Here is a 13,707-nt window from a genome sequence, read left to right on the forward strand (position 1 = left end):
CGCTGTACGAGTCGGACACCTACTCCTCGACGAGATGATCACCAAGCGCTACGGGCTCGACGAGATCAACGACGCCTACGCCGATCTAGCCTCGGGTGAACTGATCCGCGGCGTGATCGATTTCGGTATCGGCTAGCCCACGTCCGCCGCCTGGAGCCGCCCCAGTGTGGTGCAGCCAGTCCCGGGTTCGCAGCCGCCAGGTCCGGCGCGCGTATTCCAGCGCGGTGTGCGGCCACTGGGTGACGATCCGGCCCGTCGGCGAGCGAAAGTAGCTGTCGCACTGGGTCCAGATGGTGTGCTCCAAGTCGGCGGAAAGCCGGTCGTTGTAGCGCTTTTCGGCCTCGGGGCGCACCTCGAGGTAGCCGCCGCGGCGCGCCAGCCGGGTGACCGCGCTGGTCACCAGGCGCGCACCGGCCTCCAGGATGTAGACGATCGAGTTGCCGCCCTGGTTGGTGTTGGGGCCGTACAGCATGAAGAAGTTCGGGAACCCCGCGACCGCGACACCCAGGTACGCGCTGGGATCCTCGCCCCACCGCTCGTGCAGGCGCTGCCCGCCGCTTCCGACCACCTCGATGCCCGACAGATAATGCGACGTCTCGAATCCGGTCGCCAGCACGATCGCGTCGACGTCGACCACCTCACCGGCGGTGGTGACGACCGACGTCTCGGTGATCCGGTCGATCGGGTCCGTGACGAGCGCGACATTGTCCTGCTGCAATGCCCGGTAGTAGTCGTCGCCGAGCAGCACCCGCTTACAGCGGAACGGATAGTCCGGCGTCAGGGCGCGGCGCAGCCCGGCGTCGGCCACGGTGCGCTCCAGAAAAGACGTGGCGATCCGGGTGCGGTCCGCGACCACCGGGTCGTCCGCGAAGGTTGCGGTGTTGTCGTGCAGCAGTTTCCAAATCTGCCAGCGAGCGCGACGTACCGCCAACGGGCTGCGCCGGAATTGCGCCAATTCGGTTGCGCTGTATGGCCGGTCGTCTTTGGGGACCATCCATGGCGGGGAACGCTGAAAAACCGTCACCCCTGCGGCGGCCTTGGCCAGTTCGGGGACAAGCTGAATCGCGCTGGCGCCGGTGCCGATCACCGCCACCTTCTTGTCCGCCGGCGCGAAGCCGTGATCCCACCCTGCGGTGTGCATGACGGAGCCACCGAAATCGGTCAAACCGGTGATATCGGGCAGCTTCAGCGAGCCGAACAGCCCAACGGCGCAGACCACCACGTCGGCGCTCAGCGTGCCGGTGCGGCCGTCGCGTTCCAGCAGACACTCCCAGCTCCAGGTGTCCGCATTCCATGCCGCCGAGCGCACCCTGGTGTTGAGCCGTAGGTGACGGCGCAGATCGAAGTCGTCGGCCACCGACTCCAGGTAGGCGAGAATCTCGGGCTGCCGAGCGTAGGTTCGGCTCCAGGATTTGTTGGGCGCGAACGAGAACGAGTACAGGTGGCTTTGGACATCGCATGCGGCGCCCGGATAGGTGTTGCGCCGCCAGGTGCCGCCGACGCCGTCGCCGGCCTCGATGATCACCAGGTCGTCGATGCCGGCCCGGCGCAGCGCGACCGCCGCGCCCAGCCCGCCGAATCCGGCGCCGATGATCGCGACCCTGGGTGAGCGTCGACGCCGAGTCGCCGCCCGGGCCCGGCCGAGTAGATACTTCACGGGCCGGCCCGGCGAATCTCGAGGCCGGCCATGTCGCCCTGGGCCCGCCAGGCCTCCAGGATGTCGGCGTATTCGGTGGGCGTGCCGAAGAAGAAACTGCCCTGTCGGGTCTTGGCGTCCGCCTTGCCCTCGCGGTTGTAGTAACCGGGCGTGCAGGTCTTGGCCCGCTCGGCGGTCGCGGTCGAGCGGGCCACCACCGTGTCGACCCACGCGGCTTCGGCGGCGATCGACGCCTCGACCTCGGTGGCGCCGTTCTCGAGGGCCCACGCGATGATCCAGGCGGCATGTGTGGCTTGGACGTCAAGCAGGTACGGGAAGTTGACCGTCAGTCCCGCCTGGGAGATGCTTTCGATGAAGCAATTCGGAAATCCGTTGGCGCACAAGCCTTGAAAGGTGCGCACCCCGTTGTTCCAGGATTCGGTCAGGCTCACGCCGTCGCGGCCGATCAGCTCGAAGCCGGTACGACGGCTGTAGTCGGTGCCCACCTCGAAACCCGTTGCGAAGATGAGGCAGTCGAGCTGGTAGGCCACCCCGTCGACGACCACGCCGGACTCGGTGATGCGCTCCACACCGCGACCTTGAGTGTCGACCAGCGTCACGTTGTCGCGGTTGAAGGTTTGCAGATAGTCGTCGTGAAAGCACGGTCGCTTGCAGAAGTAGCCGTACCAGGGTTTGAGCGCCTCGGCGGTGGCGCGGTCGACGACGATCTCGTCGACCCGCGCCCGGATCTCCTCCATCTTGGCGAAGTCCGCGAGCTCGATGTCGCGGCCGCGCTGCTCCGGATCCACCGACCCGTCGCCGTCGTGACGCATCACCGGGAGCTTGCGGGTGATGCTCGTCCAGGCATCGGCGACCAGATCCTCGGATGCCTGCCCGCCGGCGGTCAGGATCTGAAAGTTCTGGATGCGACGGCGTTGCCAGCCGGGCTGTAAGGTGTTGACCCACTGAGGATCCGTAGCCGCGTTGGCGCGCACATCGACCGACGACGGGGTGCGCTGGAAGACGTAGAGGTGCCGCGCGGCGGCGCCCAGATGCGGCACACATTGGACCGCCGTCGCGCCGGTGCCGATGATCCCGACGCGCAGACCGGCCAGGTTCTCCAGCTTCTCGCCGGTGTAGCGGTAATCCCAGCGGCTGGTGTGAAACGTGTGACCGCGAAACGACCCGAGCCCCGGGATGCCCGGCAGTTTGGGCTTGGCTTGATACCCGTTTGCCATCGAAACGAACTTGGCCCGCATCTCGTCGCCCCGGTTGGTGCGGATGATCCAGCGTGATTCCGTTGAATCCCAACGGATCTCCTGCACATCGGTGCGCAGACATGCGTCGCGGTACAGATCGTACCGATGGGCGATGCGCTGGCAGTGCGCGAAGATCTCCGCGCCCTTGGCGTATTTCTCCACCGGGATGTAGCCGAGTTCCTCCAGCAGCGGGATGTACACGTAGGACTCGACATCGCAGGCGATCCCCGGGTAGCGATTCCAGTACCAGGTGCCGCCCACGTCGGCCGCCCGGTCGATCAGCCGCATGCTTTGCACGCCGAGCTCGCGCAACCGCGCCCCGGTCAGCAGTCCACCGAAGCCGGCCCCCACGATCGCGACGTCGACCTCGTCGGTCCGGGGCTCTCGGTCGAATTCCTGGTCGACCCAGGGATCTTCGGCGAACCGGGCGAAGTCACCGGCGATCTCCACGTACTGGTCGATCCCGTCGGGCCGCAACCGGCGCGCGCGTTCCTCGGCGTACTTGCGCCGCAGCGCATCGACGTCGAACGCGCACCCGACAGTCTCGGTCAAAATCCCGACTCCGCTCTTCGGCGTCGACTCTATAATCAATCACTTGATCGTATCAAGGAGATGCCGCCTTCTGGTCGAACAAAGCTCCCCTGACCAGCACCTTCGCCGAGCCCAGCGCGGCATGGTAGTCCTCCGGCGGCAGCGTGGCCGCCACCTCCGTCAGGCCGTAGACGAGCGCATAGAGTGCCGCGACGACGGCCCGCGAATCCGGATGGTCACCGAGCTCACCGCGCTGTCGAGCGTCCTCGACGACGCCCTCGATGATCTCGCGGAACGCCTCGAACCCGGGATTCTTCGGCTGCCCGCGCGATGTCCGGCGCGCCGCAACGGTTTCCGCCCGGATCGCGAACTCGAACGCGGCCAAGTCCGGGTACTCGCGCATCAATTGGCCGGATTCCTCGAGCACGGCCTCAATCCGGTCGACGATATTGCCGGGGCGTTGGGCGGCCCGGCGCAGCCGGGGCATGGCCGTGTCGGTTCGGGCCGCGATGGCCGCCTTGATCAGCTCCGACTTGTTCGGAAAATAGTTGTACAGGCTGGCACTGGTCATGTCCGCCATGCGGGCGATCTCACGGATCGTCGCCTTCGCATAGCCGACCTCGGCCACACATTTCATCGTCGCGACGATGATGCGCCGACGGGTCTGTTCACCGCTGGCGCCGACCGGGCGGCCCAGCTGTGTCCTGGCGCGCATAGTTGCCCACCCTTCGACCGCGGGCGCGGTACACCGTCGAATATATTTGACCGACCTGGTAATTCCGGAGGTGAGCGGCCGTGAACCTCGCGTTGGGGGAATTCTCCCGCGCAATCGACTTGGCCGGCGTGTTCGTCAATGCCGTGCTGGGCGGCGTCGTGGCGCGCGAATTCCGCATGGATCCAGTGGGATTCGTCGCTCTTGCGATCCTGTCGGGACTCGGCGGCGGCTTGATTCGCGATACGCTGCTGCAGCACGGGCCGCCGGTGGCATTGACGGACTCGCTCTACGTCGTGGTTGCGCTGGCGGGAGCGGCGATCGCATTCTTGATACCGCTGCGCGCCCGGCTGTGGTCGTTGATCTATCCGGTTGTCGACGCGCTGGCGCTGGGCACCTGGGCAGTGGCCGGCGCGGAGAAGACCTTGGGGTCCGGATTGTCTTGGCTCCCAGCGATTTTGCTCGGAACGATCAGCGCCGTCGGGGGCGGGGCGCTGCGTGACCTGGCGGTGCACCGCACACCGGCGATCTTCGGCGGCAATACCCTTTACGCGACGCCCGCGGTGGCGGCCAGCGGCACCGTGGTGCTGCTCTCCCGTTACGGCATGGCGCCGCTGGGCGAGCTGGCGGGAATCGTCGTCGGCTCGGGCCTGTGCCTGCTGGCCAGATGGCGCGGCTGGCGGCTCGGCGAGAGCCTGACCGCGGACTACTACCTGACGCGGCGCAAGCGCACCTGGCGCATCCGGATCGGCACCCGACCACGCCGCCGCGACGACCGGTGAACCAGCTGGGCCGCCCGGTGGGCGCGGACAGCGAGGAGACCCGCCGCCGCATCATCACCGCCGCAATGCGCTGCGTGGCCGAGGTCGGCTACTCGCAGGCGAGCATCCGCGAGATCGCCCGGGCCGCGGACATGACCAGTGGCAGCCTGTATCACTACTTTCCGAACAAGTCCGAACTGTTGCACGCGACCGGCAAGGAGATCGAGGAGATCGTGCTGCCCCGGCTGCGGTCGGCCGCGGGGCAGCGCGAGGACGTCATCGACCGGCTCGACGCGGTGCTCGACGAGTCGACGCGACTGGTCCGTGACTACCCGTATCTGACCGGGTTCTTGCGGGCGCTGCGCGCCGCGGGCACGGCGGAATCCCCGGGATCCAAGGCGTTGCACGACGTCGTCTTCGAGATCATCGACGATGCCCGGCAACGCGGGACGCTGTCGGGCGAGACCGATACCCGGTCGGCGGTCGAAGCAATCTGCGCGCTGGCCCGGGGGCTGTCGGAGCAGGCGGACAGCCTCCCCGCGCAGACCTATCAAGCCGCGCTGGGTTCAGCCAAGAGCCTGATACGGGGAACGCTCTTCACGCAGCGCGTCGCCGAGCGTCCATAGCGCGACCCCGATCAGCACCAGGTCCTTGAGCAGGAACTGGCCCGGCAGTGCCGACAGCACGGGCAATCCCGCGGCGTGGGTCGAGACCACCCCGGGAGTGGTGAACAGAAAGCTCAGCGTCCCCAGGAACAGCACCACCGCCAGCGCGCTTCCGATCGCCGACACGCGTGGCCACACCGGGCGCAACGCGATGAGAAGGGCGGCAACGATTTCCATCGTTCCCAGCCCGCGGGCAACCGTCGTGACGCTGAAGACGTCGTAAACCCAGCTCATCAGCGGGTTGTGTTCGATCAGCACGCGGGATTCCATCTTCACGTACTTGCCGAACCCGATCCAGGCCAGCACGACGACCAGACCATAACGACTGATCAGATGACCCAGGCGGATCAGCGAATCCGACAACGGATGCGGTGCGTTGGTAAAGGTACGACTGATCATCGAACCGGTCATTGAACGAAGTCCTTTGGCAGGCGGGGCTGGTCATCCAGAAGATCCACGAAGAACGCCGCCATTGAGTTCAGTTCTGCAGCTGCTCGAGCCCGGCGACCAAGAGTTGCAATCCGAACGTGAACTCCTCCGCCAAGGGAACAGGGAGAGCGTCGGCGACGGACGCCGTCGCGGGATACCGCTCGGGGTCGAGTTGCTGGAATGCACTGGCCGACTCGGCATCTTGCGCAGTATCGGCCGCCCCGGAGTGTTGGATGGCAAAGCCGAGGACGTAGCGGGCCAGGGTCGCGTAGGCGTGGGCGGCGACCCCCGGCGCAAAGCCGCTGTCGAGAAGCACCGACAGACACCGTTCGCGATGGGCCAGCGCATTCGGCCCCATCGGGATGTAGTCGATCAGCAGGGCGGCGACATTGCCGTGCCGGCACAGCGCGTCAAACATGTACTGCGCGGACAAACTACAGGCTTGCTGCCATGGCAGTGCGGCGAGCTCATCGGGGTCGACGTCGACTGCCCCGAGTATGTGGTCGACCACCGCGGAAACCAGCTCGGATCGGCTGGCGAAGTGACGGTACAGCGTTGCGGTGCCAGATCCCAGGCGCTGTGCCAGCGTTCGCATCGACAGCGCGTCGGCGCCTTGTTCGTCGAGGATTTCGACGGCCGCCGCAATGATCCGCTCTACCGGCAGCGCGGGACGCCCGCGGGAGCGGGCCGGCGACGGTTGGTTGACGTCGGTCACATCGCCCAATTTAGGGATTGCGGCGACTTGACACCATCAGTATTTATGGTGACACTGTATCCATTATTTATAGCCGGGTCAATACCCCTGATAACAAAGGCATTTCGTCATGCTTCTTCCGCTGGCCACCGAGCCCTACACGGCACCGACGGACCGCGACATGCGTCCGTCCGAGCGACGCGAATTCGTGCGCACCCATCGCACCTGCGTGTTCGGCTACCGCCGGCGCAACGACGGCCCCGCCATGTCGATCGTGTACTACGTCCCCACCGACGCCGGCGAACTGCTGGTGTCCACGATGGCCGACCGCGGCAAAGCCCGCATCCTCGCACGCGACGGCAAGGTCGGTCTGTGCGTGCTCGACGAGCGATGGCCCTTCGCCTACCTGCAGGTATATGCCGACGCGACGATCGAACGAGACCGCGATCTGGTGGTCGACGTGATGATGGCCGTCGCCGGCCGGATGTCCGGCGAACCACTCGCCGAAGAGGCGCGGCCTTACGTCACGGAGATGTCGGAGCGAGAGAATCGCGTCGTCATCCGATGCCGGCCTTACGCCAGCTACGCGCAACCCCCGCGGCACCTGTACCGCAACGACCAAGCCGAGGAAGTGACCCACTGGGTGTCCGGCCTGGTCGCGTGGGACGCCGACGATACGGCCTGACCTACTTCGCGGCGTAGCGATCGCGCAGCTTGGCCAGCGTCGCCTCGATGCCCGACGCGTTGCCCTTCGCGAACCCCATCCGCTCGTAGTACTTCAGTTTCTTTTTCAACGCCCCCGCGTCGCGGTAGTCGAACGTCTCGGTGACCCGGGTCAGGGTGGGTGACAACGACTCGAATTTCCAGCGCCAGCGATGACCCAGCGGATGACGCCATTCGATCAGTTCGTGCGGTTTCAGTTCGGTCACCGTGCTGGTAATCCGGTACGGCACACCCAGCATCTTCATGCTGGTGCAGAACTTCGACCCGACGACCAAGGCGTCCGGCATTTTGATGTTGCCGACAACGGTGCCCGATCCGTCCAGCTCGCAATGCCGCCGGGGATCGGCCGCCCACTCATAGAGCTCCGCGGCGGGCGCGGCCACATCAACCGACCTGCTTACCTGATGGGGGCCCGCGTCGACGATGACGACGGTCATGATGTCTCCTTCCACCTACCGGGCAGCGTAGCCCCGGCTACTGCGGCTCCGGAATATTCGGATCCCACACGGGTGAGGACGCGAAGCGCGCCGGCCACAATCCGGATTTGGTCAGCCGGGCGACCTCTTCGCGCAAGACGACCCCGATCTTCGTCGCGAACTCGCGCGGCAGTTCCAGCGCCGCGGTCGTACCGACGCCGAGCTGATGATTGATCTCGGGCTCGCAGATCGGCGCGCTGCGCAGCCGCCCGGCTTCGACCTCGGCGCCACACGCCGCCGGCGGCAGCACCGCATATCCCAGGCCCGCCTCGACCAGCTGCTTGCAGACGTCCAGCGAATCCGTCGAAAATCGGGCTGTGATAGCGACTTTCATGCGCAGCGCCGTGTTCTCCAAGGTATTGCGAATCCCGGTCTGAGCACTGGGCATGACGAGCGACAGTGCGGCCAGGTCGGTGAAGCGCACCGGGCTCGCCGGCGAGAGATCCGATGCGGGCCCGCCGACCAGCACGAGGTCCTCGACGACGAGGTTGCGATAGAAGAGCCGGTCGTCGGAGACCGGATTGACGACGGCAAGATCGACCGCACCCTTGAGCATGCGTTGCATCAGGTCGTCGGTCTCGGCGACGGCGACATGGAAGTGCACGTTCGGGAACGCCGCGCCGAGGCTGGCCAACAGCGGCGCGGCCAGCACCCGGGCGGCGGTGGGCACCATGCCGAACAGTAGACCGCGCTCGATGCGAGCCAGCGGTGATCCGGCGTAGCGGACCGCGAGCTCCAGCTGACGCAGCGGCGCGGCCGTCGACGACCGCAGGCGTTCGCCCTCTTCGGTGAGGTGCACGCCGCGGCGGGTCCGCTCGAACAGCGTGATGCCCAGGTCCTCCTCCAGCAGCCGGATCTGACGGCTCAGTGCGGGCTGGGCGATGCCCAGCACCGTGGCAGCGCGGGAGATCGAGCCTTCCTCCGCGATCCGCAGGAAGTATTTGAGCCGGTGGGTGTCCATCGCTTCCAGATCTACCAGCCATACAAAACCGGCATGACTGGTTTCCCGAATTGGTATTACCTCACGCCCCCGATCCGGTCATATCGTCGGCGATGTGGGCATGGCGCACCGATGCGATGCCGTGCGGGTCTGACTGGGAGGTCGGCTTCAATGCAACTGCAGGACGACCAGGACTGGGTGCAATTGCTGGGGCTGGACCGGCTGCCCGAGCACATCATCGGCAAGCGGGTGACCGAGCTGATGGACCTGTCCGGCAAGAAAGCGTTCGTCACCGGCGCCGGGGGCGACGGCCTGGGCCAGGCGATCGCGAACCGGCTGGCCGGCTGCGGCGCCGACGTGGCGCTGATCGGACGGACCTTCGAGAAGGTGGAGCGCCGCGCCAAGGAGGTCGAGCAGCGCTGGGGGGTGCGGGCCATCCCCGTCAAGGCCGACATGTCCGACTGGGACGAGGTGCACGGCGCGGTCGCGCAGGCGCATGACGAACTCGGCGGTCTGGACATCATGGTGAACAATCCGGTGATGGTCGCGGCCGGCCCCTTCGAGAAGCAGACCAAAGAGGAAATCGACTACACCGTCCTGGGCAGTCTCACGATGATGATGTACGGCGCGCATGCGGCGCTGCAGTACCTGCTGCCGCAGGGTTCGGGAAAGATCATCAACATCGGATCGGTCGGCGGCCGCATTCAGCAACGCGGCCTGGTCGTCTACAACTCGTGCAAGGCCGGGGTCATCGGGTTCACCCGCAACCTCGCCCACGAGGTCGCCCTGCGCGGTGTCAATGTGCTGGGCGTGGCTCCGGGCATCATGATCAAACCGGAGATGCGCCAGTACCTGCTCGATCCGCAGGACGACAAGCACCGCGCGGGACGCGGCGCCATCCACGAGGCGATCACCAACCAGGTTCAGCTGGGGCGGGCCTCACTGCCCGAGGAAGCCGCGAACATGGTCGCCTTCCTGGCGTCGGAGGCCGCCGACTACATGTGCGGCCAGACCATCGACGTCGCCGGCGGCCAGTGGATGGGTTAACACCTTGTACCGCAACGATTTATGTGACGAAGCCAAAGCCCAGACCGGTCTCACCGACTTCGGCGAGGAATCTTACGCCGAAGGCCTCGACATCCTGCTCTCCGCGTTGCGGGACGAGGCGCGGCTGAACGAGCGCGGCCAGGCGTTCCTGCACCAGCGCATCGTGGGCTATCTGTCGCAGCGCCTGCAGGTCGAGGATTGGTATCGCCGCCACCCCGAGATCGACGACGTCCCGATCGCCGCGCCGTTGATCGGCTTGGGTTTACCGCGGACCGGGTCCACCGCGTTGTCGATGCTGCTGGCCCAGGATCCGGACGTGCGCTATCTGCGGCGCTGGGAATCGTCGCAACCCTGTCCGCCGCCTGCCACGGTGCGGGGTGTGGATCCGCGGATCCCACCCGACCAGGGCGAAATGGTCGGCACCCGCCGCCACGTCCCCGGCGACACGCATGGACCGATGGAATGCCACGAGCTGATGGCATTGGATTTCAAGTCGCACATCTTCCAATCCTTCGCCCAAATACCTTTGTATTCAACATGGTTGGTCCAGGACGCCGATCTCACGCCCACCTTGCGTTATCAGCGCCGGGTGATGAAGCTGCTGGCATGGGGCGAGCCACAGCGTCCGTGGCGGCTGAAATGCCCGTCGCACGTGTTGTGGCTCGACGCCCTGGATGCCGCGTTCCCCGACGCGCGGTTCGTGATGACACATCGCGATCCGACCGACGTCATCTTGTCCGTCGCCGATCTGTATGCCGACATCATCGGAACATTCAGCGACGCGATCGACCGCCCGTACATCGGACGGCTCAATGTCGAGCATTGGTCGCTGGGCATGCAGCGGGCCCTGCGGTTCCGCGCGGACGGCGCCGAGGATCGGTTCTACGACATCGACTTTCGCGCCATGCAGGACGACCCGATCGGGGAAGTCACCCGGTTGTACGGATGGCTGGGCGTCCCGGTCGGTGCGCAGTTCGAAGCACAAATGCAGAGCTGGTGGACGCACGCCGCCGCCGAGCGCGAGCCGAGCTCGCACGCCGACCCGATGCAGTTCGGCATCGATTTCGACGAGGTGCGCCCCCGGTTCGCCCGCTATGCGGACAGCGCCCGCCGCTGGACCGCGCACTGAAACGCCTACGAGCAAAGGACATTCGATGACCGTTGATCTAACCGGGGGTATCGATCCAGCGCGCGAGTACATGCTGGCGCAGCGACCGCAGGACCCGGAGATGCGCGACTCGGTGAGCTTCTGGGTTGTCGACGACCGCGGCGAGATCGGCCTGCCACGCATCGGAATCGAAGCGGTGGGCGCGAATTGGGACTCGCACGACGTTCAGGTCAACGTCGCTTTTCCCGACGGCCGGGTGTATCGGCTGCGCACCAACGAGCCGTCGCTGCCGGCCCGGGGTCCCGACGGACGGGCCAGCGTGCTCGGCGCCGGAGGGCTGGCCTTCCAGTGCATCGAGCCATTCGAGACCTGGACCATGTCCTACGACGGTCCGGCGGTGAAGACCTCGTCGGCCGATTTGGTCGCGGGCAAGAAGAGCGGGCCGGGCGCCGACATCAGGTTCCATGTCGAGGCCAAGATGGCCGCGCCGCCCTGGGTGCAGGGAGCGCTGCAGCCCGACGCCGACACCCAGCTCAAGACCACCGCCGTGGGCGCCATCATGGGTGGGCCGCGTTACGAGCAATTGTTCACCGCCACAGGTGAATTGCGTGCGGACGGCAGACAGTACAAATTCACCGGCAGCGGGCTGCGCATCCGTCGCACCGGCGTACGCAAACTGGCCGGATTCTGGGGCCACTGTTGGCAGTCCGCGTTGTTTTCCAGCGGGAGGGCGTTCGGCTACATCGCCTATCCCCCGCGGCCCGATGGCAAGCCCACGTTCAACGAGGGGTTCGTCTTCACCGGCGACGGCGGGCTGATACCCGGACGAGTGGTGCAGGCGCCGTGGCTGACCCGGCTGCGACCCCTCGGCGAGGATGTCTCGCTGGTGCTCGAGACGGCCGACGGCACCGTCGAAATCAGCGGGGAGACAGTATTTTCCACGCACGACATCCACCACGACGACGATATGTATTCCATGAATGCCCTCAAGCAGGAGATGCCGAGTTTCCCCGCCCTGCAGCAGGCCGGCGTGCGCTACACGTGGGATGGCGAACAAACCTACGGAATGCTCGAACGGTCCAACCCGCTCGACAAGATCGCCCGTGACTAGGAAGGACCGATGAGCCAACTAATCCCAGGCAAGGTGGCACTGGTGACCGGCGCCGCACGCGGACAGGGCCGGGCGCACGCCGTGCGGCTGGCTGCCGAAGGTGCCGACGTCATCGCGGTGGATATCGCCGGCCCGTTGCCGTCGAGCGTTCCCTACGATTCGCCGACGCCCGACGACCTGGCGGAGACCGCGCGGCTGGTCGGGGCCGGCGGGCGAAGGATTGTGACCGCGGCGGTCGATATTCGCGACCTCGACGCGCTGCGGGCCGCGGTCGACGAGGCCGTCGGCGAGCTGGGCCGCCTGGACGTCGTCGTCGCCAACGCCGGAATCTGCTGCCCGGCCCCGTGGGATCAAATCACGGCGCAGGCGTTTCGAGACACCATAGACACCAACGTGATTGGCACCTGGAACACCGTGATGGCCGGTGCGCACCACATCATCGACGGCGGTCGCGGCGGGTCGATCATTCTGATCGGGTCCGCCGCCGGCATCAAGATGCAGTCGTTCATGATCCATTACACGGCAAGCAAACACGCCGTCGTCGGGATGGCGCGTGCGTTCGCCGCCGAGCTCGGCCGCTACAACATCCGCGTCAACAGCCTGAACCCGGGAGCGGTCGCCACCCCGATGGGCACCGGCCGGATGCGCGAGGCGCTGGAATCGGCAGCCGACGACTATCCGCATCTGCGCGGCCTGCACAAGCCGCTGCTGCCCGAGGGCATCGCGCAGCCCGAAGACATCTCCGACGCCGTCGCGTGGCTGGCCTCCGACCAATCCAGACTCGTTACCGCAACCCAGGTTTCGGTCGACATCGGCGTCGGATACATCTGATGCGCGGGCTGACGGACAAGACATTCCTGGTGGCCGGCGGCGCCACCGGGATCGGTGCCGCCACCGCCAAACGCCTTGCGGCCGAGGGCGCCCGGGTGGCCATCGGCGACATCAACATCGAGGGCGCCACCGCCGTTGCCGCACAGATCACCGACTCCGGCGGCCGAGCGATCGCGATCCAATTCGACCTTGCCGATGCGGGATCCGTGCAGGACCTCGTCGACTCAACCATCGGCGAATTCGGTGGTATTCACGGTCTGCACAACGTCGGCGCCGACCTCTCGGAAGCCAATCTCGGCCGCGACACCACGATTCTCGATACCGGCATGGACGTCTGGCGGCGCACGCTCGACGTCGACCTGCTGGGCTACGTCCGAACGATCCAGGCGGTGCTGCCCCACTTGCTGGAGGGAGGCGGCGGCAGCATCGTGAACACTTCGTCGGGTGCCGCGCTGGGCAGCGACCCGCGGCACGTCGCCTACGGCGCCGCCAAGGCCGCCGTGAACCACCTGACCCGGCACGTCGCCGTCAACTGGGGCAAACACAACATCAGGAGCAACGGGGTGATGCCCGGCCTGGTGATGGGCGAGACCCAGGAACGGCAGAACGACGTCTCGCTGCAGCAGGCCTTCCTGATGTTCGGCAAGACCACCCGGCTGGGCAAACCCGACGACCTCGCCGCGGTGACGACTTTCCTGCTCTCCGAGGAGGCCGAGTGGATCACCGGTCAGGTGTGGTACATCGGCGGCGGATCGCATTTGCGGCAATGAAGCTCAACTAGACC

15 protein-coding genes are annotated in these 13,707 nt (G+C 66.4%); 8 read left to right on the plus strand and 7 right to left on the minus strand.

Features of this window, described 5'->3' with window-relative positions:
- Window positions 1-85: 85 nt before the first annotated feature.
- From G6N55_RS16470 to G6N55_RS16480, 3 genes are read right to left on the minus strand one after another with little or no spacing between them, the layout of a single operon-like run.
- Window positions 86-1,657 (minus strand): flavin-containing monooxygenase, encoded by a 1,572-nt coding sequence (locus G6N55_RS16470; protein ID WP_085222292.1) that lies wholly within the window; start codon window positions 1,655-1,657, stop codon window positions 86-88.
- The gene (locus G6N55_RS16475) at window positions 1,654-3,447 is read right to left on the minus strand and encodes a flavin-containing monooxygenase (RefSeq protein WP_085222291.1); all 1,794 of its coding nucleotides are present in this window, start codon (window positions 3,445-3,447) and stop codon (window positions 1,654-1,656) included. The genes G6N55_RS16470 and G6N55_RS16475 overlap by 4 nt, the downstream gene beginning before the upstream one ends.
- Before the next feature lie 52 nt (window positions 3,448-3,499).
- Complete coding sequence (locus G6N55_RS16480; protein WP_085222290.1) at window positions 3,500-4,141, minus strand: TetR/AcrR family transcriptional regulator; 642 nt, start codon at window positions 4,139-4,141, stop codon at window positions 3,500-3,502.
- Window positions 4,142-4,221: 80 nt separating this feature from the next.
- On the opposite strand from G6N55_RS16480, the gene G6N55_RS16485 reads away from it, so the two are divergent.
- Window positions 4,222-4,920 (plus strand): trimeric intracellular cation channel family protein, encoded by a 699-nt coding sequence (locus tag G6N55_RS16485; RefSeq protein WP_139826850.1) that lies wholly within the window; start codon window positions 4,222-4,224, stop codon window positions 4,918-4,920.
- Window positions 4,917-5,525, plus strand: a complete 609-nt coding sequence (locus G6N55_RS16490) for a TetR/AcrR family transcriptional regulator (RefSeq protein WP_232078766.1) — start codon at window positions 4,917-4,919, stop codon at window positions 5,523-5,525. The genes G6N55_RS16485 and G6N55_RS16490 overlap by 4 nt, the downstream gene beginning before the upstream one ends.
- Here the strand turns inward: G6N55_RS16490 and G6N55_RS16495 are convergent.
- Window positions 5,466-5,975 (minus strand): YkgB family protein, encoded by a 510-nt coding sequence (locus G6N55_RS16495; RefSeq protein ID WP_232078767.1) that lies wholly within the window; start codon window positions 5,973-5,975, stop codon window positions 5,466-5,468. The two genes, G6N55_RS16490 and G6N55_RS16495, sit on opposite strands and share 60 nt — an antisense overlap.
- Before the next feature lie 67 nt (window positions 5,976-6,042).
- Window positions 6,043-6,708 carry a TetR/AcrR family transcriptional regulator gene (locus tag G6N55_RS16500; RefSeq protein WP_139826849.1) on the minus strand — a complete coding sequence of 222 codons (666 nt, stop codon included), beginning with the start codon at window positions 6,706-6,708 and terminating at the stop codon, window positions 6,043-6,045.
- Between the two features lie 109 nt (window positions 6,709-6,817).
- Between G6N55_RS16500 and G6N55_RS16505 the strand changes: the two genes are divergently transcribed.
- On the plus strand, window positions 6,818-7,372 hold the full coding sequence (locus G6N55_RS16505; protein WP_085222287.1) for a pyridoxamine 5'-phosphate oxidase family protein: 555 nt from the start codon (window positions 6,818-6,820) through the stop codon (window positions 7,370-7,372).
- A gap of 1 nt (window position 7,373) precedes the next feature.
- Here G6N55_RS16505 and G6N55_RS16510 read toward each other — a convergent pair whose 3' ends face one another.
- Window positions 7,374-7,847, minus strand: coding sequence for an SRPBCC family protein (locus G6N55_RS16510; RefSeq protein WP_085222972.1), 474 nt, complete (start codon window positions 7,845-7,847; stop codon window positions 7,374-7,376).
- A gap of 37 nt (window positions 7,848-7,884) precedes the next feature.
- Window positions 7,885-8,847 carry a LysR family transcriptional regulator gene (locus tag G6N55_RS16515; protein ID WP_085222286.1) on the minus strand — a complete coding sequence of 321 codons (963 nt, stop codon included), beginning with the start codon at window positions 8,845-8,847 and terminating at the stop codon, window positions 7,885-7,887.
- Between the two features lie 150 nt (window positions 8,848-8,997).
- Here G6N55_RS16515 and G6N55_RS16520 point away from each other — a divergent pair, with 150 nt between their 5' ends.
- From G6N55_RS16520 to G6N55_RS16540, 5 genes are read left to right on the plus strand one after another with little or no spacing between them, the layout of a single operon-like run.
- The gene (locus tag G6N55_RS16520; RefSeq protein ID WP_085222285.1) at window positions 8,998-9,873 is read left to right on the plus strand and encodes an SDR family NAD(P)-dependent oxidoreductase; all 876 of its coding nucleotides are present in this window, start codon (window positions 8,998-9,000) and stop codon (window positions 9,871-9,873) included.
- 4 nt (window positions 9,874-9,877) lie between these two features.
- Window positions 9,878-11,002 (plus strand): sulfotransferase family protein, encoded by a 1,125-nt coding sequence (locus G6N55_RS16525; RefSeq protein ID WP_085222284.1) that lies wholly within the window; start codon window positions 9,878-9,880, stop codon window positions 11,000-11,002.
- A 25-nt stretch (window positions 11,003-11,027) separates the two neighbouring features.
- A complete protein-coding gene (locus G6N55_RS16530; protein WP_085222283.1) occupies window positions 11,028-12,092 on the plus strand; it encodes a hypothetical protein in 1,065 nt (354 codons plus the stop codon).
- 9 nt (window positions 12,093-12,101) lie between these two features.
- A complete protein-coding gene (locus tag G6N55_RS16535) occupies window positions 12,102-12,923 on the plus strand; it encodes a mycofactocin-coupled SDR family oxidoreductase (protein ID WP_085222282.1) in 822 nt (273 codons plus the stop codon).
- Window positions 12,923-13,693: an SDR family NAD(P)-dependent oxidoreductase gene (locus G6N55_RS16540; protein WP_085222281.1), complete on the plus strand. Its 771-nt coding sequence runs from the start codon at window positions 12,923-12,925 to the stop codon at window positions 13,691-13,693. Before G6N55_RS16535 ends, G6N55_RS16540 begins: the two co-directional genes overlap by 1 nt.
- Window positions 13,694-13,707: the final 14 nt, after the last annotated feature.

This window comes from Mycobacterium florentinum, from assembly GCF_010730355.1.
GTDB lineage: Bacteria > Actinomycetota > Actinomycetes > Mycobacteriales > Mycobacteriaceae > Mycobacterium > Mycobacterium florentinum.